The organism is Mesorhizobium sp. RCAM 06353 (assembly GCF_059683585.1).
Genome location: NZ_CM185031.1, coordinates 4,165,899 through 4,189,029 on the forward strand (window position 1 = coordinate 4,165,899; position 23,131 = coordinate 4,189,029).

Below are 23,131 nucleotides of genomic sequence, written 5' to 3' on the forward strand. Positions count from 1 at the left end.
GGAAGCGACATGCCGGAACGGCAGTTGCGCGGCGGCGACGTTGCCTTGGCGGCATCGGTACTCCGGGGTGTGTCAGAGAGCGGTCAGCTGGTTGGGCGCGGATGTTGAGAGCGTTACAGTACCGTCTTTTACTTCTGACATACTTGCGCGTTGAACTTTTTCGGAGGGACAGCCATGCCTGACGTCGTCAAAGTGCGTGCCGCGACAAACAACGAAGTTGCCTTCCTTTCCTGGGATATTGACGGGATGATCCCGGGTTGCCTCGGTTTTGAGATCGTGCGCCTCTATCCGGATACAGGCGAGGAGCGCTGCCTGGCGTCCTGGGTACCGTTCAAGGGGCAGCGCAATCCGAGATGGATTCCGCAGGACACCGGCGTGTGGCCGGTTCAGAAGACGTTCTGGCGCGATCTGACCGTGCGGCGCCGGCGCGACAGCATCGACGTCAGGCCCGACGGCGAGATGATCGCCTACCGGGTGCGTCCCGTTGGCGATATGAAGCCGGGCCTCGATCCCGTGCCGGTACGCCCGGATCAGGTCGTCGACGGCAAACCCGCCTATACCGGACCGGCGCGGCCGCTTGGCTATCTCGGCCAGGGTGCCGTCAGCCCGCCGATCTTTCTGGGACAGATGTTCGGCAAGGCGCGCGTCGCCTTCACCAACGGCGTGCTGTCGACGCAATGGATGTCGCATGCGCTCCAGGAGGCCGGCATCAAAGTCGGGCAGCGCGAGAAGATCGCTGCGATCCTGCAGGACCCGACCAGCAAGATACGCGCCTATCTGCATGGCGATGTGCCCGATGTGCTAACCAGTCTCCTGAAACGCGCCAAGACCGAGGGCGGCACGGTCAGGCTTGCCCTCTATGAGCTTGGTGATGACGAATTGTGCGACGCTATCATCGCCGCGAAGGATGTCGTAGAGGTCATCCTTTCCAATTCCGGCAAGGGCAAGCTTCCAGACGCGGCCGAAGACGACAAGGCCGAGGTTTGGGATGCCGGCAACTTTCGCTACAGGCAGCGCCTGCGCGATGCGGGCGTGGTGGTGACGGACCGCCTGTTCAACAACAACCATATCGGCCACAACAAATTCGTTGTCTACCGCGATCCCCAGGGCAAGCCGCTGGCGGTGATGACCGGCAGCACCAACTGGACCTCGACAGGCATTTGCGGACAGTCCAACAATGCCTTCGTCCGTGACGATCCCGCGATGGCCGAGGTCTTCAACGACTATTGGCAGCGCATGAAGGCAGACGTGTTTCCGCCACCAGCCGGCGAAACCGCTGCCGGGCACGTCGCACAGACGCAAGGCGTGCCGTTCCGCAGGGATAACCACTTGCCCAATCCGCTGAACGGCGCGACCTCGGCGCTGGACGGCATGACGGTGTATTTCTCTCCGAACGACCCGAAGCGCAGCAAGAAGGATATCTCGGTGCGACCGGTGGACCTCGAGGATGTCTTCGCGCGCATCAGGGCGGCCAAGTGCGCCGTTCTGTTCCTCGTGTTCAACCCTTCATTGCTCGGCGACAACTCGATCGTCGATCAGGCTGTCGCCGCCGCAAAGGCAGATCCAAATCTGATCGTGCAGGGCGCCATCAGCGACGAGACCGCCATGCCCAACTATGTCGCGCCGCCCAAGGATCCGGTCACACACAAGTCGATCAAGGGCGGCGGCAAGTCGCCCTTCGTCTATCCGGAAAATGTCTGGGAGGCGCCGAACGTCTCCATCGTGCGGGCGGCGAACCTGACCGGCGCCACCATTGCCCGCGACTTCCAGGCCGAGGTGCTGACCGTTGGCCACGCGATCGTGCATGACAAGATCGTCATCATCGATCCGATGGAGGACAACGCCACCGTCATCACCGGCAGCCACAATCTCGGTTACAAGGCGTCCTACGAAAACGACGAGAATCTGGTGATCGTGGAAGGTGACAAGACGTTTGCCGCTGCCTACGCTGTGCACATGCTCGACGTCTACGACCACTACAAGTTCCGCGCCTGGCGCCGGACGATCGGCAAGGGACCATCGGACGATGACGGGATCTCCATCGACGACAAGTGGCTGAAGCCGTATGCGGATGGCAAGAAAGGCGCGATTGCTCGGTATTTTCCTTAAGCGCAACCGGCCACCTCGGCAAACCTTCATTCAATCTCGGACCGGTCGGCGTCAACCGATCGGCCGGGTTGTTGGTGCAAGCGGATTTCCCTGACCGGCCCTTCCTTTCCCTCAAGCGAGCCAGTAGCTAGTCAGCGTGCCGGTCGGATGGCCGGCGCATTTCACATGGATGACAACATGGTGGCAACCGGCTCGAGCGAAGGCGAAGCGGGGACGCAGTGGGCAGCGCTCGCCGGCGTCACCGCAGCACTTGCCATGTTCGGCGCCGCGCAAGGTTTGAGCTCGCCGCTGTTCACGCTGTTGATGCAGAAGCAGGGCATGTCGCCTGGATTGATCGGCCTGTCGGCGGCGATGATGCCGCTTGGGCTGATCCTGTCGGCCTCGTTCGTGCCGGCCGCGGTGCGGCTGGTCGGTGCGCGCAACCTGGCGGTCGGCTGCTCGCTGATCGGCGCGTTGTGCTTTCTGGCGATCGGCTATCTGCAGAACTGGGTGGCCTGGTACGTCATCCGCTTCATCATCGGCGTCGTCATTAACCCGCTCTATATCCTTGGCGAGGTCTGGGCATTGTCGCTTTCGCCGCCTTCGCGGCGTGGCCGGGTGATGGGCGTGTTCAACACGCTGATGGGGGCCGGCTATGCGGCGGGGCCCTTCACCTTGACCTTTATCGGCACATCGGGCTGGGCACCGTTCAGCGTCGGTGTCGGCGGCTTCTTGCTTTGTGCCGTCATTCTGCGCCTTGTCTCGTCAAAACTCACCGGCTTCGAGGATGACGGCCAGCCTGCCGGCAGCTTTGTCGGTTTTGCCAAGCTGGCGCCGGCGCTGCTGCTGGCCGTGCTGGTCTCGGCCGCCGTCCAGCAAAGCACCTATGCGCTGGTCCCGGTCTTCGGTGCCGGCTATGGCCTGCCGGAGGCCGTGCTCGCCGCGCTGGTGATGGCGCTGTCGCTCGGCAACATCCTGCTGCAGATCCCGCTCGGCCTGCTGGCCGAGCGCTTCGGCGGCCGCCCGATGATCGTTGCCTGCGCGGTGGCGACAACGGTTTGCGCGGCACTGCTGCCGCTGCTGATCATGACGCCGCTGATCTGGGGTGCGCTGCTGGTGATGGGCGCAGTCGGTTACGGCGTCTATACGATGGCGCTGGTGGAACTCGGCAGCCGCTTCAAGGGCACGCTGCTCGTCACCGGCAACGCGGCCTTCGCCTTGCTGTGGGGCGTTGGCGGCATTGTCGGCCCGCCGGGCGCCGGCCTGCTGATGCAAGGCATCGGTCCGCTGGGGCTGCCGGTCGTGATCGTCGGCCTCGACGCCTTGCTGGTGATCTTCGCGCTCTATCGCTCATCGGTCCGCCGGAGCGGCAAGGCATGACCGCGGCGGATTCGGAAACTGGCGACGGAATGCAATGGGCCGCGATCACCGGCGTGATCGCGACCGTCTCGGTGTTCGCCATCGCGCAGGGGCTGTCCTATCCACTGTTGAGCTTCATCCTGCAGAGGCAGGGCGTCTCGCCGGCAATGATCGGCCTGTCGGCGGCGATGACGCCAGTTGGCTTCATTATCTCGTCGCCGCTGATCCCGGCACTGGCGCGGCGGTTCGGGGCAGGGCGCACGGCGCTGACCTGTGCCGCACTCTCGGCTGTCGTGCTGGCGCTGATCGGCTGGACGCAGAACGTCTATCTGTGGTTTCCGCTGCGCTTCCTGATCGGCGTGGTAACCAATCCGCTCTATGTCTTGAGCGAAATCTGGGTGATCGCACTGGCGCCGCCGGCCCGGCGCGGCCGCATCATGGGCGTCTATTCGACGATCATCTCGGCCGGCTTTGCGACCGGGCCGCTTTGCCTGCTTGCCGTCGGCACGCAGGGATGGTCGCCCTTCCTCGTCGGCATCTGCGCCTTCGTGCTGTGCGGCATCTGCCTGGCCTCGGTGCTGCCGCGCCTGCCGAAGGTAGACGAAGCCGGTCATCAGGTTTCCGTCCTGGGCTTCGTGCCGATGGCATGGCTGCTCTTGTTCGCCGTCATCGTGGCGGCGGGTTTCGAACAGGGAGCGCTGGCCCTGCTGCCGGTCTATGGCACCCATCATGGCATCGCGGAAGTCCGCATGTCGGCGCTGCTGTCGGTGATGATCGCCGGCAATATTGCCATGCAGGTGCCGCTCGGGCTGCTGGCGGAGAGGCTGACCGCGCGCCTGGTGCGGCTTGCCTGTGTTTCCTTGACGGTGCTTGGATGTGCCCTGCTGCCGCTTCTCATCGAAACGCCGCTGATCTGGCCGATGATTTTCGTCTGGGGCGCGGTTTCCTACGGCATCTACACGATGTCGATCATCGAACTCGGTGAGCGCTTCACCGGCTCGACACTGGTCGCCGGCAACGCCGCTTTCTCGCTGATGTGGGGCGTTGGTGGCATAGCCGTGCCACCGCTGGCGGGGAGCGCCATGGACTTGCTTGGTGCAAGAGGCCTGCCGATCACGCTGGGGCTGCTGTGCTTGACGCTGGCGGTTGCGAGCGTCGCTGGTCGCGGGAAGGCCTGAATGCTCTGCTGAGACACCGCAACTCTTGAATATCTGACGCGGCATGTCGATGTTGCATGCCGACGCATTGCCTATCGGAGATTCGATGACCAAGCCCATCACCAAGCCGGAAGCCGGCACCGCGGACCCCTTCCTCTGGCTGGAGGACAGGACCAGCAAACAGTCGCTCGACTGGGTGCATGGCCAGAATGAGATCACGACAGGCGAATTGCAGGGCGATCCATGCTATCAGGCGTCGTTCGAGACGGCACTCGATTTGATGACGGCCGAGGACAATATCGCTGTCGGCGCGGCCATCGCGGGTCATGTCTATAATTTCTGGCAGGACAAGACCAATGCGCTCGGCCTGTGGCGCCGCACGACGGTTGCTTCCTACAAGACCGAGAAGCCGGTCTGGGAAACGATCATCGACTTCGACCAGCTCGCGGCGAAGGAGGGGATAAAATGGGTGTTCAGCGGCGCCAGCCGGCTCTATCCGGATTTTAGCCGCTGCCTGCTGTCGATGTCGCCGGATGGCGGCGATGCCAGCGAGATGCGCGAATTCGACATCGAAACCAAATCATTTATCGAGGGCGGGTTCCGTGCACCGGCCTCGAAGTCGGGTTTTAGCTGGCTGGACAAGGACACCGTCATCGTCTCGGCGGCCTTCGAGGAAGCAGACAAGACCGAGTCCGGCTACCCGCGCGTGATCAAGCTCTGGAAGCGTGACACCAAGCTGGAAGAGGCTACGCCGATCTTCGAGGCGCAGAAAGATGATCTCGCCGCCGGAGCCGGCGTCGAGTTCGACGGCGACAAGCGTCACGTGTTTCTGGCGCGGGCAATCAATTTCTTCGCATCGCACAGTTTTCTGCATCTCCCGTCCGGCGAAAACCGGCGCATTCCGCTGCCCGACGATGTCACCGACACATCGCTGTTCAAGGACCAGCTGCTGTTCGGTGTGCGTACACCGTGGACGGCGCCGGACGGTACCGCCTGCCAGCCGGATGGGCTTTACTCGCTCGATTTCGCGCACTGGATCGAAACCGGCAGTTTTGGCGCCATCGAAACCCTGTTGGCGCCGGCCTATCGGGTGTCGATCGCCGGCATTGCGCGCACGCAGGATCGGCTGTTCATCAGCCTGATGGACAATGTGCGCGGCAAGGCCCTTGTCTGCGAGCGCAGGGATGGCGCCTGGTCGATGAAGCCGGTGGCGCTGCCTGAAAACGGCACTGTCGGCATCAGCCATGCCGAGCATTTCGGTTCCAGCGTGTCGTTCTCCTTCACGGATTTCCTGACGCCGAGCTCGATCATCTGGTCGGATGACGATGGCGAGACGCTCGCCACCGTGAAGTCGCAGCCGGCGCGCTTCGATGCCGCGCCGCTGATCTCTGAGCAGTTCGAGGCGCGCTCGAAGGACGGCACGATGATCCCGTACTTCGTCGTCAGGCGGCGCGACCAGAAGGGGCCGGTGCCGACCCTGCTCTATGGCTATGGCGGCTTCGAAGTACCGCTCTTGCCCGGCTATGCCGGCGTGCGCGGCAGGCTGTGGCTGGAGAAGGGCAATGCCTATGTCCAGGCCTGCATCCGTGGCGGTGGCGAGTTTGGGCCGGCCTGGCATCAGGCGGCGCTGAAAGGCAATCGCCAGAACGGTTTTGATGATTTCGCCGCGGTGGCTGAGGACGTCGTCAGGCGCGGCATCGCGACGGCAAGCTCGCTCGGCATCCAGGGCGGCTCGAATGGCGGTTTGCTGACCGGCGTTTCGCTGACGCAGCATCCGGAGCTGTTCGGCGCCGTCATCATAGAGGTGCCGCTGCTCGACATGCTGCGCTACACGCAATTGCCGCCCGGCGCCTCATGGATGGCCGAATATGGCGATCCGTCACAGCCGGAAGACGCGAAATGGCTGTCCGGCTATTCGCCTTATCAGCATGTCGAGGCCTCTGTCGCCTATCCGCCGGTGCTGCTGACAACCTCGACCGCCGATGACCGCGTCCATCCCGGCCATGCGCGCAAGATGGCGGCACGCCTGCAGGAGGCCGGTCATGCCAGGACATTGTTCTTCGAGGAAACCGAAGGCGGCCATGGTGGGCGTGGCGACCGCCGGCCGCAGGCGGCGCAGACGGCGATGAAGTATGTCTTCCTGCAACGGGCGCTCAGCGCCAAGGCCTAGAGCCATTTGTTCATGGGTCAAGCAAAGGGTGGTTCACCTCGGCCAGCCTTTGCTCTAAGGTGCCTCCATGGCTCCTGCTATGACCTTTGTCTGCACGTTCGGGGTCGCGGTGACACCGTCACCGCGCACGTTGCGTGCGGAGCTTTTGCGGCTGTGCGCCCGCATCGGTTATTCGCCACCCGCCATCCTCTGACGAATTCGCCCCGGCACCGCCGGAATGATTTCAGAGGAAAGATCCAGACATGACCTATCAGAATTATTCGCTGAAGCAGCTTCAGCAGATCGACGCCGCGCATCATCTGCATCCCTTCACCGACCACAAGGAATTGCGCGAAGCAGGTTCCCGCATCATCACCCACGCCAACGGCCCGTTCATCTACGATTCCGAAGGGGCCGAACTGCTCGATGGCATGGCCGGTCTGTGGTGTGTCAACATCGGCTATGGCCGCGACGAACTGGCCGAAGCTGCCTATGCGCAGATGAAGGAACTGCCCTACTACAATTCCTTCTTCAAATGCTCGACGCCGACGCCGGTGCTGTTGTCCAAGAAGCTGGCCGAAATCGCGCCGAAGAACGTCAACCAAGTCTTCTACGGTTCCTCCGGTTCGGAAGCCAACGACACCGCATTGCGTCTTGTCCGCCACTATTGGGTGCTGGAAGGCAAGCCGGAGAAGAACCGCATCATCTCGCGCAAGATGGCCTATCACGGTTCGACCATTGCCGGCACCTCGCTCGGCGGCATGGATGCCATGCACAAGCAGCTCAATGGGGCCGTGCCCAACATCGTCCATGTGATGATGCCCTATGCCTACGAACTGGCGCTGCCGGGCGAAAGCGATCATGATTTCGGCCTGCGCGCGGCTAAATCTGTCGAGGACGCCATCCTCGAAGCCGGCGCCGACAAGGTCGCGGCTTTCATCGGCGAGCCGGTGATGGGCGCGGGCGGCGTCAAGATCCCGCCGGCCAGCTACTGGCCCGAAGTACAGCGCATCTGCCGTAAATACGATGTGCTGCTGATGCTGGACGAGGTTATTACCGGCTATGGCCGCACCGGTGAGTGGTTCGCGGCGCAGACCTTCGGCATCGAGCCCGACACCATCACCACGGCAAAGGCACTGACGTCAGGCTATCAGCCGCTGTCGGCACTGCTGGTCGGCGACCGCATCACCTCGACGCTGGTCGAGAAGGGCGGTGAGTTCAACCACGGCTACACCTATTCCGGGCACCCCGTGGCCTGCGCGGTGGCCTTGAAGAACCTGGAGATCATCGAGCAGGAAGGCCTGGTCGACCGCGTCAGGGACGACACCGGGCCTTATTTCGCCAAGGCCCTACAGGAGCGCATTGCCGGGCATGACCTGGTCGGCGAGGTGCGCTCGATCGGCCTGATGGGCGCGATCGAGATCGTCAAGGACAAGGCGACCAAGGAACGGTTCCTGCCGTCGGGAAGTGCGGCGGTGACGGTGCGCGACCATGCTATCGCCAACGGTATGATGCTGCGCGCCACCGGCGACACGATGATCCTGTCGCCGCCGCTGATCTGGACCCGCGACACGATCGACATGGCCTGCGAGCGCATCGGCAAAGCGCTGGATCTGGCACAGGCGGATCTGCGCAAGCGCTAAGAACCAGCCTCGACCGGGCGTTTCCTAGAGGGAACGCCCGGCTTCGAGAAACATGCTGCCGCAATGCGGAACTACTTCATCCTCCGCGCGTAGTGTGTGAGGCGGCAGCCAGCCTGGCTGCGACAAGGGGTTCATTTCCATGAGAAAAACCGGCAAGAGCCGACGCGTGCAAGACGCAACCAGCATCGGCGGCGACCTTATGCTGGCGCCGCTGGTGGCAATGATGCGCATGCCGTTGATGGCGATGGACGCCGGCAGCAGCCAGCCCTGGAGCACCGAAACCGCACGTGCGGTGAACGAGAAGACCGCAGCCATGGCCGAAGGCGCTTTTGCGGCGCAGATGTCTCTGCTGCAATCGGCATCGCGATTCTGGCCGGAATTCCTTTCCGGTCGCACGCCGTCGCTGTTCAACGGTGTCGCAGCGGAACGGTCGATCAGCGCCGCACTGAAGCCGGCCAGCCGTGCGGTGAAGGCGAATTTTCGCAGGCTATCGACAAAAGTTGATTGAAGCGTCCGGTCGGACAAGGCCGCCGTGCCTCTGTCCGAGGCGCATGAAAAGCGATTCCGGTTTTCGCGGCGTCTGCGCTAGAATCCGTCGGGCAGTCTTTGCCGATGGGGGACATCATGGCCGTACAACCGCTCAACCAGCCCGCTGAAATTCCGCCCGAACTCGACCGTTGGAACTGGGGCGCGTTTTTCTTCAACTGGATCTGGGGCATCGCCAACAACACCTTCATCGCGCTGTTGATGTTCGTCCCGCTGGTCAATATCGTCATGCTCTTCGTGCTGGGCGCCAAGGGCAGCCGTTGGGCGTGGCAGAATGTTTCCTGGCGCGATGCCGAACATTTCCGCAGGGTCCAACGCAACTGGGCGATTGCCGGTTTCATTGCATTTGGGCTAGGGCTCGCCGGTGCCGCCGCCGTGGTCGGCGTCGTCCCTCGTCTCCTGAAGAACAGCGACGCCTACCGGCTAAGCATGGATGCTGTTCGCGCCGATGGTCGCGTCAAGGCTGCACTCGGTGAGAATATTGACGCCGGCTATTGGGTGCTAGGCAGCGTCCAGACCTTTGGAAACGAGTCTGGCGACGCGCAGTTCAGCATGCGCATCCATGGCAGCCGCGGATCGGCCTGGGTGATGTCGCATGCTCTGCGCAGCGCAGGAAAATGGAACCTGCGCCTGCTTGTCGTCATGGCGGGAGGGGCACCAATCGTGCTGGTCGATGAGGACCATTTCGCCAGTCCAGATGCGGCAACCAAAATATAATCGGACGACGCAGCAATAGTTCCAGAAACGCAAAAACCGCGCTCCGTCGGGAACGCGGCTTTGCCAGATACGCATGGCGTTTCGCTACTGAAACACTGCGAAACTTACGGGCTCCGGTACGCGAGACCTGATCCGGAGCGCCGGGCGGATGCGATATGTCCGCCTCGCCATCCGTTTTATAGGGACATCGTTACCGCGGAGTTATCGAGAGCTTAAGCAAATCTAAATTTGCGGGTTTTCTGCCCGACGTTTCCGGAAAAGCCCATAAAATCCGCTGGTTACGCTGGGTTACCCCTGAGAAAATTAATTATGCCGGAGAAATCGGCGCCGCCATGCCCCTGGGCGTTGAACAGGGCGTAGAGCTGTGCGGCCTCGGCGCCAAGCGGCGTCACCGCGCCTGCGTCAAGTGCTGCTTCCTGGGACAATTTCAGGTCTTTCAGCATAAGGGCCGCAGCAAAGCCCGGCTTGTAATCCCTGTTGGCAGGCGAGGTCGGCACCGGGCCGGGCACCGGGCAATAGGTGGTCAAGGACCAGCATTGGCCCGAAGAGGTCGAGGCGACGTCGAACAGCGCCTGATGCGACAGGCCGAGCTTTTCGGCCAGCACGAAGGCCTCGGCGACGCCGATCATCGAAATGCCGAGGATCATGTTGTTGCAGATCTTTGCCGCCTGGCCGGCACCGTCACCACCGCAATGGACGATGCGCCCGGCCATCGGCTTCAGGATCGGCTCGGCGGCGGCGAAGGCATCGTCGGAGCCGCCAGCCATGAAGGTCAGCGTGCCGGCTGCCGCACCTCCGGTGCCGCCCGAAACCGGCGCGTCGATCGACTTGAGATCGTGTTTCGCGGCAATCGCGTGCGCCTTGCGCGCCGAGTCGACGTCGATCGTCGAGGAATCGATGAACAACGCACCCTTTTTCGCCTTGGGCGCGAGGTCCTCATAGACCGACAGCACATGCTTGCCGGCGGGCAGCATGGTGATCACCACATCGGCGTCCTTCACGGCGGCCAGCGCATTGGCCATGACAACGACGCCGTGCTCGCGCGCGACGGTCAAATTCTCCGGCATCAGGTCGAAGCCATGCACTTGATGCCCGGCCTTGACCAGGTTGGCGGCCATTGGATTGCCCATATTGCCGAGGCCGATGAAGGCGATAGTGGTCATGGTGGCGCTCCGTGATTTTGGGTAGGCAGTAGGCAGTAGGCAGTAGGCAGTAGGCAGTAGGAATTCTACTCGGGGGCGAGTTTGATAATGAGTTGGCGAAGCATTTTTCCGAGACCCTCGGTCGCTAACAGTATCTGATGAGCTTGATCATGGGTGGCGAGGCCAATGCGTTCAGCGATCTGTAGGTGTGTCTCGAACTCTTTCAGCGAGCCTTGAGCTATCCTGAGAAATTGCTGATAGGAGCCTCTGTTATCTCGGCCATAACCCTCCGCAATGTTCGCAGGGACAGAGGTTGCTGAGCGGCGAATTTGGCTGGTCAGCCCATACAATTCCTCTCTCGGCCATGTCTTAGTCAAGGCGTAGGTGGTGACGGCCAGATCCATTGCCTGCTGCCAGACGATAAGATCCTTGTACGAATTGATCTTGCCGGTCATCTCTTTGCCTACTGCCTACTGCCTACTGCCTACTGCCTACTGCCTTTATCGTCCGATCAACGCGCGCGCGATGATCACGCGCATGATCTCGTTGGTGCCTTCGAGGATCTGGTGCACCCTAAGATCGCGTACCAGTTTCTCGATGCCGTAATCGTGCAGATAGCCGTAGCCGCCAAGCAATTGCAGCGCATCGTTGGCGACTGTGAAGCCGGTGTCGGTGACGAAGCACTTGGCCATGGCCGACCATTTGCCGGCATCCGGCGCCTTGCGGTCGAGCTTGGAGGCCGCCGCATAGAGGAAGATGCGCGCTGCCTGCAGCTCGGTCTCCATGTCGGCCAGCCTGAACTGTAGCGCCTGGAACTGGTTGATCTTCGAGCCGAAGGCCTTGCGCTCGGCGGTGTAGGACAGCGCCTTGTCGAGCGCCGATTGGGCGCCACCCAGCGAACAGGCGGCAATGTTGAGCCGGCCGCCATCGAGCCCGGCCATGGCGATGCCGAAACCGGCGCCTTCACCCGACAAAAGGTTTTCCGCGGGCACCTTGCAGTCCTCGAAGATGACCTGGCGGGTCGACTGCATATGCCAGCCCATCTTGTGCTCGTTGGCGCCGAAGGAGAGGCCGGGAGCGTCTTTCGGAACGATGATGGTGGAAATGCCTTTCGGCCCGTCGGCGCCGGTGCGCACCATGACGGCATAGACATCGCTGTCGCCGGCGCCGGAGATGAACTGCTTCGCGCCGTTGAGCACATAGTCGCCGCCGCTCTTCACCGCGCGTGTCTTCAGCGCCGCGGCATCGGAGCCGGAGCCCGGCTCGGTCAGGCAATAGCTCGCCAGCCATTCCATCGAGGTCAGCTTCGGCAGCAAGCGCTGGCGCTGCTCGTCATTGCCGAAACGGTCGATCATCGAGGCCACCATGTTGTGGATCGAGATGAAGGACGAAAAGGCCGGATCGGCATGCGACAGCGCCTCGAAGATCAGCACGGCGTCGAGGCGGCCGAGGGCGGAGCCGCCGACATCGTCCCTGACATAGATGCCGCCCAGGCCAAGCGGGCCGGTCTCGCGGATCACATCGGCGGGAAAATGCTTCCTGCGGTCCCAGTCGAGCGCGTTCGGCGCGACGCGATCGGCGGCGAAGGCCTGCGCCATCTCCTGGATGGCGCGCTGTTCCTCGTTGAGTTCGAACTGGCTGGTGCTCGCATCGACCGCGGCGTCCATGGCGTGCTCCCTATGTGCTGGCCAGCTAGCCCGCTGGCCTGTCGTTTTTGGCTTTGCGCGGGCACCAATCTAGACCAATGATGCCGCCGCGCAACCCGATCCCCTGCGGAGCGGCTGTGCATCAATGCATGTCCGGAGCGAGATGTGACGACAAAATTCGATGAACTGCTGCGACGCTTCCACACCTATCTCGCTTCCGTGGACGACGCCCTGGTACGTGACGCCGTGGCGCGCATCGGTTGGGACATGCCGGCCCGCGTGCTGGAGCCGCATGCGCTCGGCTGCCTGCATCATCTCGATCGGACCGCCGAACTGGCGCCATCTGATGCGAAGCCGCTGGTGCAAGTGCTGGCGCAGCAGCGCAACGCATTGCATTGGGGGCAGACCTACACCGAGGTTGATTTCGGCAAGGCCTTCATCGACAATTACGGTTGGCTGGAAGTGTTCGGCACGCGCGGCCATTTCGCCAATGACGCGGTTGCGGCAGGCCTGCTGATCCTGGGGCCTGAGATCGTTTATCCGGACCATCATCACCTTGCCGAAGAGATATACATTCCGCTGACCGGCGGCACGGAATGGCGCATGGGCGAGGGCGGTTTTCGCAAGCGGAAGGCCGGCGAGGTCGTGCACCATGCCTCGAATGTCAACCACACCATGCGAACCGGCAACGAGCCGCTGCTGGCGCTCTACATCTGGCGCGGCGGGCCGCTGGCGCAGAAATCCACCATTACCGGAACCGTGGCGCAGGGCCGAAGCTGATGGCCAAGGCGATCATGCTGCAAGGCACGGGTTCGGATGTCGGCAAGACGGTGCTGGTCGCCGGGCTGTGCCGGGCAGCGAAGAAGCGTGGGCTGAAGGTGCGGCCGTTCAAGCCGCAGAACATGTCGAACAACGCCGCGGTCGCCGATATTCCCGGCGACAACAACAAAAGCGGCGGCGAGATCGGCCGCGCGCAATGGCTGCAAGCGATCGCTTGTGGTGTCGCGCCATCGGTCCACATGAACCCGGTGCTGCTCAAGCCGCAGACCGATGTCGGCGCGCAGGTCATCGTGCAGGGCAAGGTGTTCGGCGAGGCGCGGGCGCGCGACTACCAGGCGCTGAAGGGCCGGCTGATGGATGCCGTACTGGACTCCTGGGCGAAGGTCGGCGAGGGCGCTGATCTGGTCATTGTCGAGGGCGCCGGCTCGCCGGCCGAAATCAACCTCAGAAGCCGCGACATCGCCAATATGGGCTTTGCCACCCGTGCCAATGTGCCGGTGGTGCTGGTCGGCGACATCGATCGCGGCGGCGTCATCGCCTCGGTCGCAGGCACGCATCTGATCCTGCCGGAAGAGGACCGGCGCATGATCGTCGGCTACCTCATCAACAAGTTCCGTGGCGATGTCTCGCTGTTCGACGATGGCCTGAAGGCGATCGAAACTTTCACGGGATGGCGCTGCTTTGGCGTCGTGCCATGGCTGAAGGCGGCGGCTCGGCTGCCCTCGGAGGATTCGGTGGTGCTGGAGCGGCTGGCGTCCGGCGAGGCGCGCGCGCTGAAGGTGGCGGTGCCGATGCTTGGCCGCATTGCCAATTTTGACGATCTCGATCCGCTCAAGGCCGAGCCGCAGGTAGAAGTGGTGTTCGTGCCGCCGGGAAAACCGCTGCCGGCCGACGCCGGGCTGGTGGTCATTCCCGGCTCCAAGTCTACGATTGGCGATCTCCTGAAATTCCGCGAGAACGGCTGGGACCGGGATCTGGCCGCGCACCGCAAGCGTGGCGGCCATGTGGTCGGCATTTGCGGCGGTTTCCAGATGCTTGGCCGTATTGTGCGCGATCCCGACGGCATCGAAGGCAGCGTCACCGAAGCCGAAGGGCTCGGCCTGCTCGATATTGAAACGGTGATGGAACCGGAGAAGACGGTGCGCAATGTCAGCGCACGCTCGGTCCAATTCGATCTGCCGCTCGAAGGCTACGAAATCCATCTCGGCCGCACCACCGGACCGGACACGATACGACCGTCGGCGATCATCAATGGTGTCGCGGACGGCGCGATCTCGGCTGATGGCAAGGTGATCGGCACCTACATGCATGGCCTGTTCGGCGCCGACGGCTTTCGCGGGAAATTCTTGGAAAGCCTCGGCATCAAGGGTGGCGGCATCGACTATCGCGCCGAGGTCGAACGGGCGCTAGACGACGTCGCGGCCGAGCTCGAAACCCATCTCGACTGTGACGCGATTTTCGCGTTGGCGCGTTGAAGACTCGGCTCAGCCCTTTTCGCCAGCCTTCGGCCAATACGTCCCGAACGACCACACGCTGCCTTCCGGATCGCGGCAGATGAATTCGCGGCTGCCATAGTCGCGGTTCGTCAATTCCTGAATGATGGTGGCGCCGGCCTTCCTGGCCTTGGCATAGGCGGCGTCGGCATCGTCGACGGCGATATAGATCGACTTGCCGCCGCCTGAGCCAGGTTCGCCGACCATCTTGCCGTAATCGTCGTCGCGCGTGCTGCCCAGCATGATCATCGAGGAGCCGAAGACCAGTTCTGCATGGTGCACGATATCGCCTTCACCATAGCGGGCGCGGACGCTGAAGCCGAAGGCTTCGCCCAGCCAGTCGATCATTTTCGCCGCGTTTTTATAGCGTAAAGCGGGGTAGAGGCGGGGGGCTTCAGTGGTGGTGGGCATGGGAACTCCTTCATCTGGGTTGGTCAATGAATCCTGTTTGTGCATGTCGTTGTCCCAAAACCGCTGCGCACTTTTGGGCGACATGCATCACTCTGTTCGAAGGTCGTTCCAGCGTCTTGAAGAAATGTTACCTGCCGAGAAGTGCCGTCGGCGTCTCGCCGGCAAGGTCGCGGAACTCGCGCACCAGATGCGCCTGGTCGGCATAGCCGCAATCGGCCGCGATATCGGCCCAGTCCAACGTTTGCTGCCGCGACAGGCCAAGCGCCCGGTTGAAGCGCACGATGCGCGACAGCGTTTTTGGGCCGATGCCGGTTGCGTCGGTGAATTTTTCCGCGAGGTGTTTGCGGCTCCAGCCCAGCCGTTCGGCAAGCGATGCAATACGGGTCCGGCCGCCCGATGTGATGATGCGGTCATAGGCCCAGGCGATTTCCAGCGGCGTTTCGGCAGCGCTCGCAAGACGAGCGGTGACGAAGGCTTCGGCAAGGTCGAAACGCGCTGTCCAGTCCGGCGCATTGCCAAGCTGTTCGCGCAGCGCCATGCCTTCGGTGCCCAGCACGTTGTCGAGGACGACCATGCTGTCGGTCAGTTCGCTCATCGGCAGGCGGAAGAAGCGGCGCGCGCCAAGCGGCGTGAAGTTGATCTGCACGCAGCAGGCGGCGCCGAAGGATTCGATCATCACCGGCCCGGCAAAGAGGCCGGCGGCGAAACTGGCGAAGCGGTCATTGTCGCCGGGCGTCTTGCCGAGGCCGATGGCGAAGGGCTCGGCGAAGCTGATCACCAGCGGCACGGTCAGCGAGGCGTATTCGACATTGCGGAAATGGCCAGGCGCCGTTTCGCGATAGCCGCAGATGTCGGTGACGACGCCGCCAAGCGCAGGATCAGGAAGGCGCCGGCGCATCTCGAAACGCCCCGCGATGGAGCGGTCCTGTTCCTTCCGGCGCTGCATCTCGATCGGCATCGGCCATCCTTCCGCCGGGATAGATCTACAGCAATTCCAGGAAAAGTGTGAGACGGTTTTCCGTCCGGAATTGCGTCAAAACAAAGAGATAGCCATGGGCCGGAATCAAAAGCGCCCGGCTTTTGGCCGGGCGCTTCCAGTCCCCACTTCAATGGAAACTTGTCAGGCGCCGCGCATCAGGCAGCCGCCGGCCAGCACGACGAAAGCGATGGTCACAATCCAGACCGAGGCCAATGGAATGAACGCAAGAATGCCGAGGGCTGCTAGAACCCCGATAATGGCGATAACAACCGCAATGATGAAAACGATCTGTGTGGGTGCGCTGAGATTCATGTTTGGCTCCTCCTCAACATGATTCGAACAATGGCAGTCTATCACACACCAATCATCACACGCAGCGGATTGGCCGGATCCGCCAGCAGTTTCACCGCCAGCGCCACGCAGACGATCACCAGCAGCGGCTTGATCAATTTGGCGCCGATGCGCATGGCGAGGCTCGCGCCGACGCGGGCTCCGAGGAACTGGGCAACACCCATCATCAGGCCGATCTTCCAGGAGATGACGCCGACAGCGGCAAAGACTATGAAGCCGCCGATGTTGGAGGCGAAATTGAGCAATTTGGTGTGCGCCGTCGCCTTGAGCACGCCGTAGCCGGCAAGCGCGACGAAGGCCAGCATGTAGAAGGAGCCGGCGCCGGGGCCGAACAGGCCGTCATAGAAGCCGATGGCCGGCACCAGGGTCAGTCCGAACAGGAATGGCGACAGGCGCTCGGCCCGGTCGACATCGTTCATGTTGGGCTTGAGCGCGAAATAGAGTGCGATAGCGATCAGCACCAGGGGCAGCAGGGCGCGCAACAGGTCGCCGGGCACGATCGTGGCCAGCAGGGCGCCGATGGCACTTCCGACAAGTGCGAGCAATGCAGACGGCAATTGCCGGCGCAAGTCGACATGGCCCTTGGAGGCATAGTGGATGGTCGCCGACCCGGAGCCGAACATGCCTTGCAGCTTGTTGGTGCCAAGCGCCTCGACCGGTGAGAAGCCAGCCAGCAGCAGTGCAGGAATTGTGATCAGCCCGCCGCCGCCGGCAATCGAATCGACAAAGCCCGCGGCAAAGGCGGCGAAGGCGAGCATGGCGATTGTCTGGGTGGTGAGGTCGATCATCTGATATGCGGAGACGTCCGGTCGGCGGGATAACGGCGTTCGACCACGACCGCCCTGTTTGCGCAAGGCCGATTTCGCGCTAACTCTATCCAAGCGCGTCGCGCCTGGATTTGTATTTGCGCGCAGTTAACCCGGAAAGAGGCCCCGATGGCATTCGCATTGCTGGACCAGATACGCTCGATCTTTGACGGCGATCCAGGCGTACGCAAGGTCGCGGACGATCCGGTTCTGTCGGCTGAACTTCTGATGCTGTTCCGCATGATCCTGGCCGACGGCACGGTCAGCGAGAGTGAGATGGTTGCCTTCCGGCGCATCTGCAAGGATGCCTTCGGCATTCCGGAAACCAGCATCGACGCCGTCATCGAATATCTCAACGAGTTCGGCTACGAGACCAATGGCTCGCAAGCAATCGCGCTGTTTCGCGATCTCGACGTCGAACGCCGCAAGCAATTGGCCCAGCACATGGCGGAGATCGCCAAGGCGGATTCGCAATTGGCCGAGAGCGAGATGCGCTTGCTGCGCCGCACGCTCGACTTGCTCGATATCAGCCCGGTCGATGTGGTCAAGCCGGAAGAATAGGACAGAGCCAAGCTCTACTGTTGCCCGGCCGGGTCCCCGCTGCCCCGCAGCGTCCTTTAGCCCTTCGGGCGTTCAAACCCTTCGAAACGTCCACTGGACGTTCCGATCCGCCTGAAGGCGGACCGGGTTTTCACCGTTCGCGCCTTTCATCGTGCCACTGGCACGATGACTTCGCTTCGCGAACCGGCCGCTCACCCCTGTTCCCGCATCCGCCGGGCGATCGCCCGATGCAGATCAGGGGCCGCGGCGACCAGCGCCTTGGCTGCTTCGGATTGCGGATGATCCAGCACCTCGCTGGTCTTGCCGCGTTCGACGATCTTGCCGTCATGCATGACCAGCACCTCGTCGGTGATGGCACGGGCGACGGTCAGGTCGTGGGTGATGAAGAGATAGGCGATGCCGAGCTTCTGGTTGAGCTCGGCGAACAGGTCGAGGATCTGGGCACGGATCGAGACATCGAGCGCCGAGACCGGCTCGTCGGCAACGACCAGCTTCGGCCGGGTGATGATGGCGCGGGCGATCGACAGGCGCTGGCGCTGGCCGCCTGAAAATTCGTGCGGGTACTTGTCCATGTCGCGCTGATCGAGGCCGACTTCGTGCAGCGCATGGGCCACCATCTCGCGGCGTTCAGTGCGCGTCGGCTTCTTCTCCAACACATGCAGGGGTTCGGCGACCAGTCTTTCGACCTTCTGGCGCGGGTCGAAGGAGCCGTAGGGATCCTGGAAAACAACCTGCATATCGCGCCTGGTCGGCTTCAACTCGGCTTCGCTCTTGCCGGTGATGGTCTCGCCGCGAAAGCGGATCGTGCCCTGGCTGGGCTTGTCGAGCGCCAGGATCATGCGGGCAAGCGTGGACTTGCCGCAGCCGGAGCGGCCGACCAGCGCGACCGATTGACCCGGCGCCAATGACAGGGAGACATCGTCGACGGCGCGGATGGCGGGTGCGGGCCGGAACAGAGAGGTGCGCCGGCCTGGATAATCGCGCGTCACGCCTTCAACCTCGAGCAGTGGCTTGGCCGATCCGACCGCGTGAATTTTGGCGCGCGCCGGCACATGCATCGAGGCCTGCGCCAGCTGGCGCGTGTAGGGGTGGAGCTGTTCCGACAGCGTGCGCGCCGTATCGCCGGCCTCCATCACCTCGCCATGGCGCAGGATGGTGATGCGGTCGGCCATCTCGGTCACCACCGCAAGGTCGTGCGAGATCAAGAGCAGGCCCATGCGGCTCTCGGCGACGAGGTCGCGCAAGAGGTCGAGGATTTGCGCCTGCAGCACCACGTCGAGCGCCGTCGTCGGCTCGTCGGCGATCAAGAGCTTGGGTTTCAGCGCGCAAGCGATGGCGATGACGACACGCTGGCGCTGGCCGCCGGAGAGTTCATGCGGATAGCGCGACAGCGGGAATTTTGCGTCGGGCAGGCCCACCCGGTCGAGCATTTTGCGCGCCCGCTCTTCAGCCGCCGCGCGCGTGGCCTTGGTGTGCCAGCGTATGCCTTCGGCCACCTGTTCGCCGATGGTCTTGACCGGATTGAGGGCCGTCATAGGCTCCTGGAACACCATGCCGATGTCGTCGCCGCGCAGCGCGCACATCTGGTCCTCGGTTGCTCCGAGAATGTCGATGCCATCGAAGGTGATGCGACCGGTGGCGCGCGCGGCGTGTGGCAGGAGCTGCATGAGCGTCAGCGCGGTCATCGACTTGCCGGAGCCGGATTCGCCGACCAGCCCCATCACTTCTCCGGGCGCGACGGAGAGTTCGATCCCTTTCAGGATCGGCGTCTCGCCGATCGCCAGCGACAGGTTCTCGATCTCCAGCAAGCTCATCGCTGCCGCCGCGATTTTGGGTCGAGAATGTCGGCGATACCGTCGCCCAGGAGGTTCAGGCCGAGCACGGTGATGACGATCGCCATGCCGGGAAAGATCGCCATCCACGGCGCCACGACCATACGCGTCTGCGCGTCGAACAGCATGCGGCCCCAGCTCGGCATTGGCGGCTGCGCGCCGAGGCCGAGATAGGAAAGCCCGGCTTCGGCCAGGATGCCCAGCGCGAACTGGATGGTGCCTTGCACCAGCAGCAGCGTGGCGATGTTGGGCAGCACATGTTCTATCGATATCTGTGTGCTGCTTTTTCCCGCGGCACGCGCTGCAAGAATGAACTCGCGTGGCCAGATTGCCAGCGCGCCGGCGCGGGCGACGCGGGCAAACACCGGAATGTTGAAGATGCCGATGGCGATGATGGCGTTGACGGCGCCCGGCCCGAAAATGGCGGTGATCATGATCGCCGATAGCAGTGCAGGGAAGGCGAAGACAAGATCGTTGATGCGCATCAGCGCCTCGTCGACGAGGCCACCGCGCGCGGCGGCGAAAGCGCCGAGCGGCACGCCGACGCCCATGCCGATGCCGACCGCGACGAGCGCCACGGCGATCGAATTGCGGGCGCCGACCATGATCATCGACAGGATGTCACGGCCGAAATGGTCGGTGCCGAACCAATGTGCCAGCGAAGGGCCTTGCGTCTTGTCCGCTATGACCAGCTTCGTCACATCGTAAGGCGTCCAGATATAGGAGACGAGCGCCATCGCCAGGATCAGCAAGGTGATGACGAAGCCGGTGACGAAAGCTGTGTTCCTGAAAGCCTTGGCTAGGATGGAGCTGAACGTCTCCTCGGGGATGTCGATGTGCAGCGTCATTGCCGGCTTCTCAGGCGCGGATCGACGACCGCATAGGAAAGGTCGACGACGAGGTTGACGGCAATGACGGCGGCGACCAGCAGCATGACGACGCTTTCGACGACGATCAGGTCGCGCTGGGTGATCGCCTGGAACACCAGCCGGCCGAGGCCGGGGAGATAGAAGACATTTTCGATGATGATGGTGCCGGCGAGCAGGAAGGCGAATTGCAGGCCGAGAATGGTCAGCACCGGGATCATGGCGTTGCGCAGCGCATGCCGCCACAGCACGGCCCGATAGGGCAGGCCCTTGGCGCGGGCGGTGCGGATATAGTCCTCGTTCAGCACCTCGATCAGCGCCGAGCGGGTAACGCGCGCCAGGATTGCTGCCTGCGGCAAGGCAAGCGCCACTGCCGGCAGGAGCAGCGATTTCAGCGCCGGCCAGATGCCGGCGCTCCAGCCGGGGAATCCGCCGGCCGGAACCAGCCGCAGCCAGACGGCAAAGACGTAGATCAGCATCAGCGCGAACCAGAAATTGGGCACGGCGACGCCAAGCTGTGCCGCGCCCATGGAAATCGTATCGCCGGCTCGTCCGCGCCGGCTGGCGGAAAACAGGCCGACGGGAATGGCGATGATGGTGGAGAGCGCGAGTGCGATCAGTGCCAGCGGCAGCGAGACGGCAAGCCGTTCACGCACGAGATCGATGACCGGCACCGAATAGGTGTAGGAGCGTCCGAAATCGAGGCTGAGCAGGCCGCCGGCCCAGTGCAGATAGCGCAGGGCAAGCGGCGCGTTGAGGCCCATCTGATTGCGCAAGAGTTCGACCTGGTCGGCGCTGGCGTTCATGCCCAGCATCAGCCGCGCCGGGTCACCGGGCAGGATTTCGAGCACGGCAAACACCACGATGGAGGCCAAGACCAGCGTGGCGAGAGAGATGGCCAGGCGCTTGAGGAGATAGGCGGTCATCCGTTCCAACGTGCCGGAAAAAGGCAGGCTCCGGAAGCTGGTTTACTTCCGGAGCCACGCATTTCTCGGAAGGGCGAAATCAATCGGTCCACTTCACCTTGGTCAGGTCGTTGGCCGGGATCGGCGCGTTTTCCCACAGCCCTTGCAGCTTGGCGTCCCAGACCCCGACCTTGGGCAGTTCGTAGAGGAAGCCGACCACGGCGTCGTCGGCCAGGATCTTTTGCGCCTGGGCATACAGTTCCTTGCGTTTGGCTTCGTCCGATGTCTGCTCCAGATCGGCGATCACCTTGGTGAAGGCAGGGTTGTCGTAATTGAAGTAGTAGTCCTTGCGCGCGTAGATATCGATGTCGTTCGGCTCGGTATGGGAGACGATGGTCAGGTCGTAGTCCTTCTTGGTAAACACCTGGTCCAGCCACTGCGCCCACTCGACGGGGATAATCTCGAGGTTGATGCCGACGTCGCGGAGCTCCGAGGCGATGATCTCACCGCCGAGCCGCGCATAGGACGTCGGCGGCAGCTTCAACGTGGCCTTGAAGCCGTTCTCCAGTCCCGCTTCCTTGAGCAGTTCCTTGGCCTTGGCCACGTCGTGAGGGTAGCGGCCGGTGAGGTCGACATAATATTTGTTGGCCGGCGACATATGCGAGCCGATCGGCAGGCCGAGCCCGGCCGAAGCGCCGTCGATGATCGCCTTGCGGTCGAGCGCATAGGAGATCGCCTGCCTCACCTGCAGCTTGTCGAAGGGCGGCTTCTTGTTGTTGATAGACAGGATGGTCTCGCCTTCGGTCGCGCCGACCACCACCTTGAAGCGCGGATCGTCCTTGACCTGGGAAACGCTGTCGGGATCGAAGAAGGGGAAAGCCTGTATGTCGCCGGACAGCAGCGCCGGCACCGCCGCCGCGGCATCGGGAACGATGCGGAACTCGACCTTCTCGAGGAAAGCGGGGGTGCCCCAGTAATGATCTGATTTCACCAGGGTGACCGTTGAACCCTTGGCCCAGCTCTCGAATTTGAACGGGCCGGTGCCAACAGGCTTTTCCTTGTTGGTGTCGGCGGATTTCGGCGACACGATCACCGCGTCGCCCCAGCCCATATTGTAGAGGAACGAGCCCTGCGGGTGGGTGAGCGTCACCTTGACGGTGGCGGGGTCGACCGCTTCGACCTTGTCGATGGCGGCAAAGAGCTGCTTTTGCGCGTTGAGGGAGTTTTCCGCGCGGGCACGGTCGAGCGAGAACCTCACGTCGTCGGCGCTGAAATCGGCGCCGTCGTGGAATTTCACGCCGGTGTGCAGCTTGAAGGTGTAGACCTTGCCGTCATCGGAAATCGTCCAGCTTTCGGCAAGATCCGGCAGAACCTCGCCATTGGGCCCGATTCGGGTCAGGCCCTCGAACACATTGGCGTAGGTGACCTCCCTGATTGCCGCGGCCGCTCCCGCCGTCGGATCGAGATGCGGGGGCTCGAGCGGAATGCCGATGACCAGATCGGTCCGGGCGGCAGAAGCCGAAGTGGCGGTTGCGACCGCCAGCACGGCAGCGGCCAGAAGGGTCTTCCAAAGTTTCATCGCTGAACTCCCAATGTGCTCAAATGCTCAAGCCGGCGGATAGAAGCGTGATTTCGCGCGGGAGTAAATTGCGTTTCGTGCTGTCGCGCCGCGCCAGGAGAAATGTTTTTGCGCCGCAGGC

At 62.9% G+C, this 23,131-nt stretch carries 21 protein-coding genes; 10 read left to right on the plus strand and 11 right to left on the minus strand.

What is annotated here, in order from left to right:
• Positions 1-174: 174 nt before the first annotated feature.
• The 7 genes from AC56QX_RS20105 (at position 175) to AC56QX_RS20135 (ending at position 9,659) form a co-directional block, all read left to right on the plus strand.
• Entirely contained in the window at positions 175-2,109 is a 1,935-nt protein-coding gene (locus AC56QX_RS20105; RefSeq protein ID WP_497110180.1) for a phospholipase D-like domain-containing protein, read from the plus strand.
• A 177-nt stretch (positions 2,110-2,286) separates the two neighbouring features.
• On the plus strand, positions 2,287-3,468 hold the full coding sequence (locus AC56QX_RS20110) for an MFS transporter (RefSeq protein WP_497117819.1): 1,182 nt from the start codon (positions 2,287-2,289) through the stop codon (positions 3,466-3,468).
• Positions 3,465-4,625: an MFS transporter gene (locus AC56QX_RS20115; RefSeq protein WP_497110181.1), complete on the plus strand. Its 1,161-nt coding sequence runs from the start codon at positions 3,465-3,467 to the stop codon at positions 4,623-4,625. Before AC56QX_RS20110 ends, AC56QX_RS20115 begins: the two co-directional genes overlap by 4 nt.
• 85 nt (positions 4,626-4,710) lie before the next feature.
• Positions 4,711-6,774 (plus strand): prolyl oligopeptidase family serine peptidase, encoded by a 2,064-nt coding sequence (locus AC56QX_RS20120; RefSeq protein ID WP_497110182.1) that lies wholly within the window; start codon positions 4,711-4,713, stop codon positions 6,772-6,774.
• Between the two features lie 242 nt (positions 6,775-7,016).
• Positions 7,017-8,396 carry an aspartate aminotransferase family protein gene (locus AC56QX_RS20125; RefSeq protein ID WP_497110183.1) on the plus strand — a complete coding sequence of 460 codons (1,380 nt, stop codon included), beginning with the start codon at positions 7,017-7,019 and terminating at the stop codon, positions 8,394-8,396.
• Positions 8,397-8,595: 199 nt separating this feature from the next.
• The gene (locus AC56QX_RS20130; protein WP_497110184.1) at positions 8,596-8,904 is read left to right on the plus strand and encodes a hypothetical protein; all 309 of its coding nucleotides are present in this window, start codon (positions 8,596-8,598) and stop codon (positions 8,902-8,904) included.
• 116 nt (positions 8,905-9,020) lie between these two features.
• A complete protein-coding gene (locus AC56QX_RS20135; protein ID WP_497110185.1) occupies positions 9,021-9,659 on the plus strand; it encodes a cytochrome c oxidase assembly factor Coa1 family protein in 639 nt (212 codons plus the stop codon).
• A 278-nt stretch (positions 9,660-9,937) separates the two neighbouring features.
• Here the strand turns inward: AC56QX_RS20135 and mmsB are convergent, their stop codons facing one another.
• The 3 genes from mmsB to AC56QX_RS20150 all read right to left on the minus strand — a co-directional run bounded on the left by mmsB (position 9,938) and on the right by AC56QX_RS20150 (position 12,468).
• On the minus strand, positions 9,938-10,822 hold the full coding sequence (mmsB, locus tag AC56QX_RS20140; RefSeq protein WP_497110186.1) for a 3-hydroxyisobutyrate dehydrogenase: 885 nt from the start codon (positions 10,820-10,822) through the stop codon (positions 9,938-9,940).
• Between the two features lie 65 nt (positions 10,823-10,887).
• Complete coding sequence (locus AC56QX_RS20145; RefSeq protein WP_497110187.1) at positions 10,888-11,256, minus strand: four helix bundle protein; 369 nt, start codon at positions 11,254-11,256, stop codon at positions 10,888-10,890.
• Positions 11,257-11,301: 45 nt separating this feature from the next.
• Positions 11,302-12,468, minus strand: coding sequence for an isobutyryl-CoA dehydrogenase (locus tag AC56QX_RS20150; protein WP_497110188.1), 1,167 nt, complete (start codon positions 12,466-12,468; stop codon positions 11,302-11,304).
• A 144-nt stretch (positions 12,469-12,612) separates the two neighbouring features.
• Here AC56QX_RS20150 and AC56QX_RS20155 point away from each other — a divergent pair, with 144 nt between their 5' ends.
• Together AC56QX_RS20155 and AC56QX_RS20160 are read left to right on the plus strand one after the other, a co-directional pair.
• Positions 12,613-13,227 carry a dimethylsulfonioproprionate lyase family protein gene (locus AC56QX_RS20155; RefSeq protein ID WP_497110189.1) on the plus strand — a complete coding sequence of 205 codons (615 nt, stop codon included), beginning with the start codon at positions 12,613-12,615 and terminating at the stop codon, positions 13,225-13,227.
• On the plus strand, positions 13,227-14,702 hold the full coding sequence (locus AC56QX_RS20160; RefSeq protein WP_497110190.1) for a cobyric acid synthase: 1,476 nt from the start codon (positions 13,227-13,229) through the stop codon (positions 14,700-14,702). Before AC56QX_RS20155 ends, AC56QX_RS20160 begins: the two co-directional genes overlap by 1 nt.
• Before the next feature lie 9 nt (positions 14,703-14,711).
• On the opposite strand, the gene AC56QX_RS20165 is transcribed toward AC56QX_RS20160, so the two are convergent.
• The 4 genes from AC56QX_RS20165 to AC56QX_RS20180 all read right to left on the minus strand — a co-directional run bounded on the left by AC56QX_RS20165 (position 14,712) and on the right by AC56QX_RS20180 (position 17,249).
• A complete protein-coding gene (locus AC56QX_RS20165) occupies positions 14,712-15,131 on the minus strand; it encodes a VOC family protein (protein ID WP_497117821.1) in 420 nt (139 codons plus the stop codon).
• A 127-nt stretch (positions 15,132-15,258) separates the two neighbouring features.
• Positions 15,259-16,089 (minus strand): helix-turn-helix domain-containing protein, encoded by an 831-nt coding sequence (locus AC56QX_RS20170; RefSeq protein WP_497110191.1) that lies wholly within the window; start codon positions 16,087-16,089, stop codon positions 15,259-15,261.
• A gap of 162 nt (positions 16,090-16,251) precedes the next feature.
• The gene (locus tag AC56QX_RS20175) at positions 16,252-16,422 is read right to left on the minus strand and encodes a hypothetical protein (RefSeq protein WP_081850490.1); all 171 of its coding nucleotides are present in this window, start codon (positions 16,420-16,422) and stop codon (positions 16,252-16,254) included.
• A 41-nt stretch (positions 16,423-16,463) separates the two neighbouring features.
• A complete protein-coding gene (locus tag AC56QX_RS20180) occupies positions 16,464-17,249 on the minus strand; it encodes a TSUP family transporter (protein WP_497110192.1) in 786 nt (261 codons plus the stop codon).
• Between the two features lie 147 nt (positions 17,250-17,396).
• Here AC56QX_RS20180 and AC56QX_RS20185 point away from each other — a divergent pair, with 147 nt between their 5' ends.
• Positions 17,397-17,828, plus strand: a complete 432-nt coding sequence (locus tag AC56QX_RS20185) for a TerB family tellurite resistance protein (protein ID WP_497110193.1) — start codon at positions 17,397-17,399, stop codon at positions 17,826-17,828.
• Positions 17,829-18,019: 191 nt separating this feature from the next.
• Here the strand turns inward: AC56QX_RS20185 and AC56QX_RS20190 are convergent, their stop codons facing one another.
• From AC56QX_RS20190 to AC56QX_RS20205, 4 genes are all read right to left on the minus strand, one after another.
• On the minus strand, positions 18,020-19,642 hold the full coding sequence (locus AC56QX_RS20190) for an ABC transporter ATP-binding protein (protein WP_497110194.1): 1,623 nt from the start codon (positions 19,640-19,642) through the stop codon (positions 18,020-18,022).
• The gene (locus AC56QX_RS20195; RefSeq protein ID WP_497110195.1) at positions 19,639-20,508 is read right to left on the minus strand and encodes an ABC transporter permease; all 870 of its coding nucleotides are present in this window, start codon (positions 20,506-20,508) and stop codon (positions 19,639-19,641) included. The genes AC56QX_RS20190 and AC56QX_RS20195 overlap by 4 nt, the downstream gene beginning before the upstream one ends.
• Entirely contained in the window at positions 20,505-21,452 is a 948-nt protein-coding gene (locus tag AC56QX_RS20200) for an ABC transporter permease (protein ID WP_497110196.1), read from the minus strand. The genes AC56QX_RS20195 and AC56QX_RS20200 overlap by 4 nt, the downstream gene beginning before the upstream one ends.
• Before the next feature lie 79 nt (positions 21,453-21,531).
• Positions 21,532-23,010: an ABC transporter substrate-binding protein gene (locus AC56QX_RS20205; protein WP_497110197.1), complete on the minus strand. Its 1,479-nt coding sequence runs from the start codon at positions 23,008-23,010 to the stop codon at positions 21,532-21,534.
• Between the last annotated feature and the right edge of the window lie 121 nt (positions 23,011-23,131).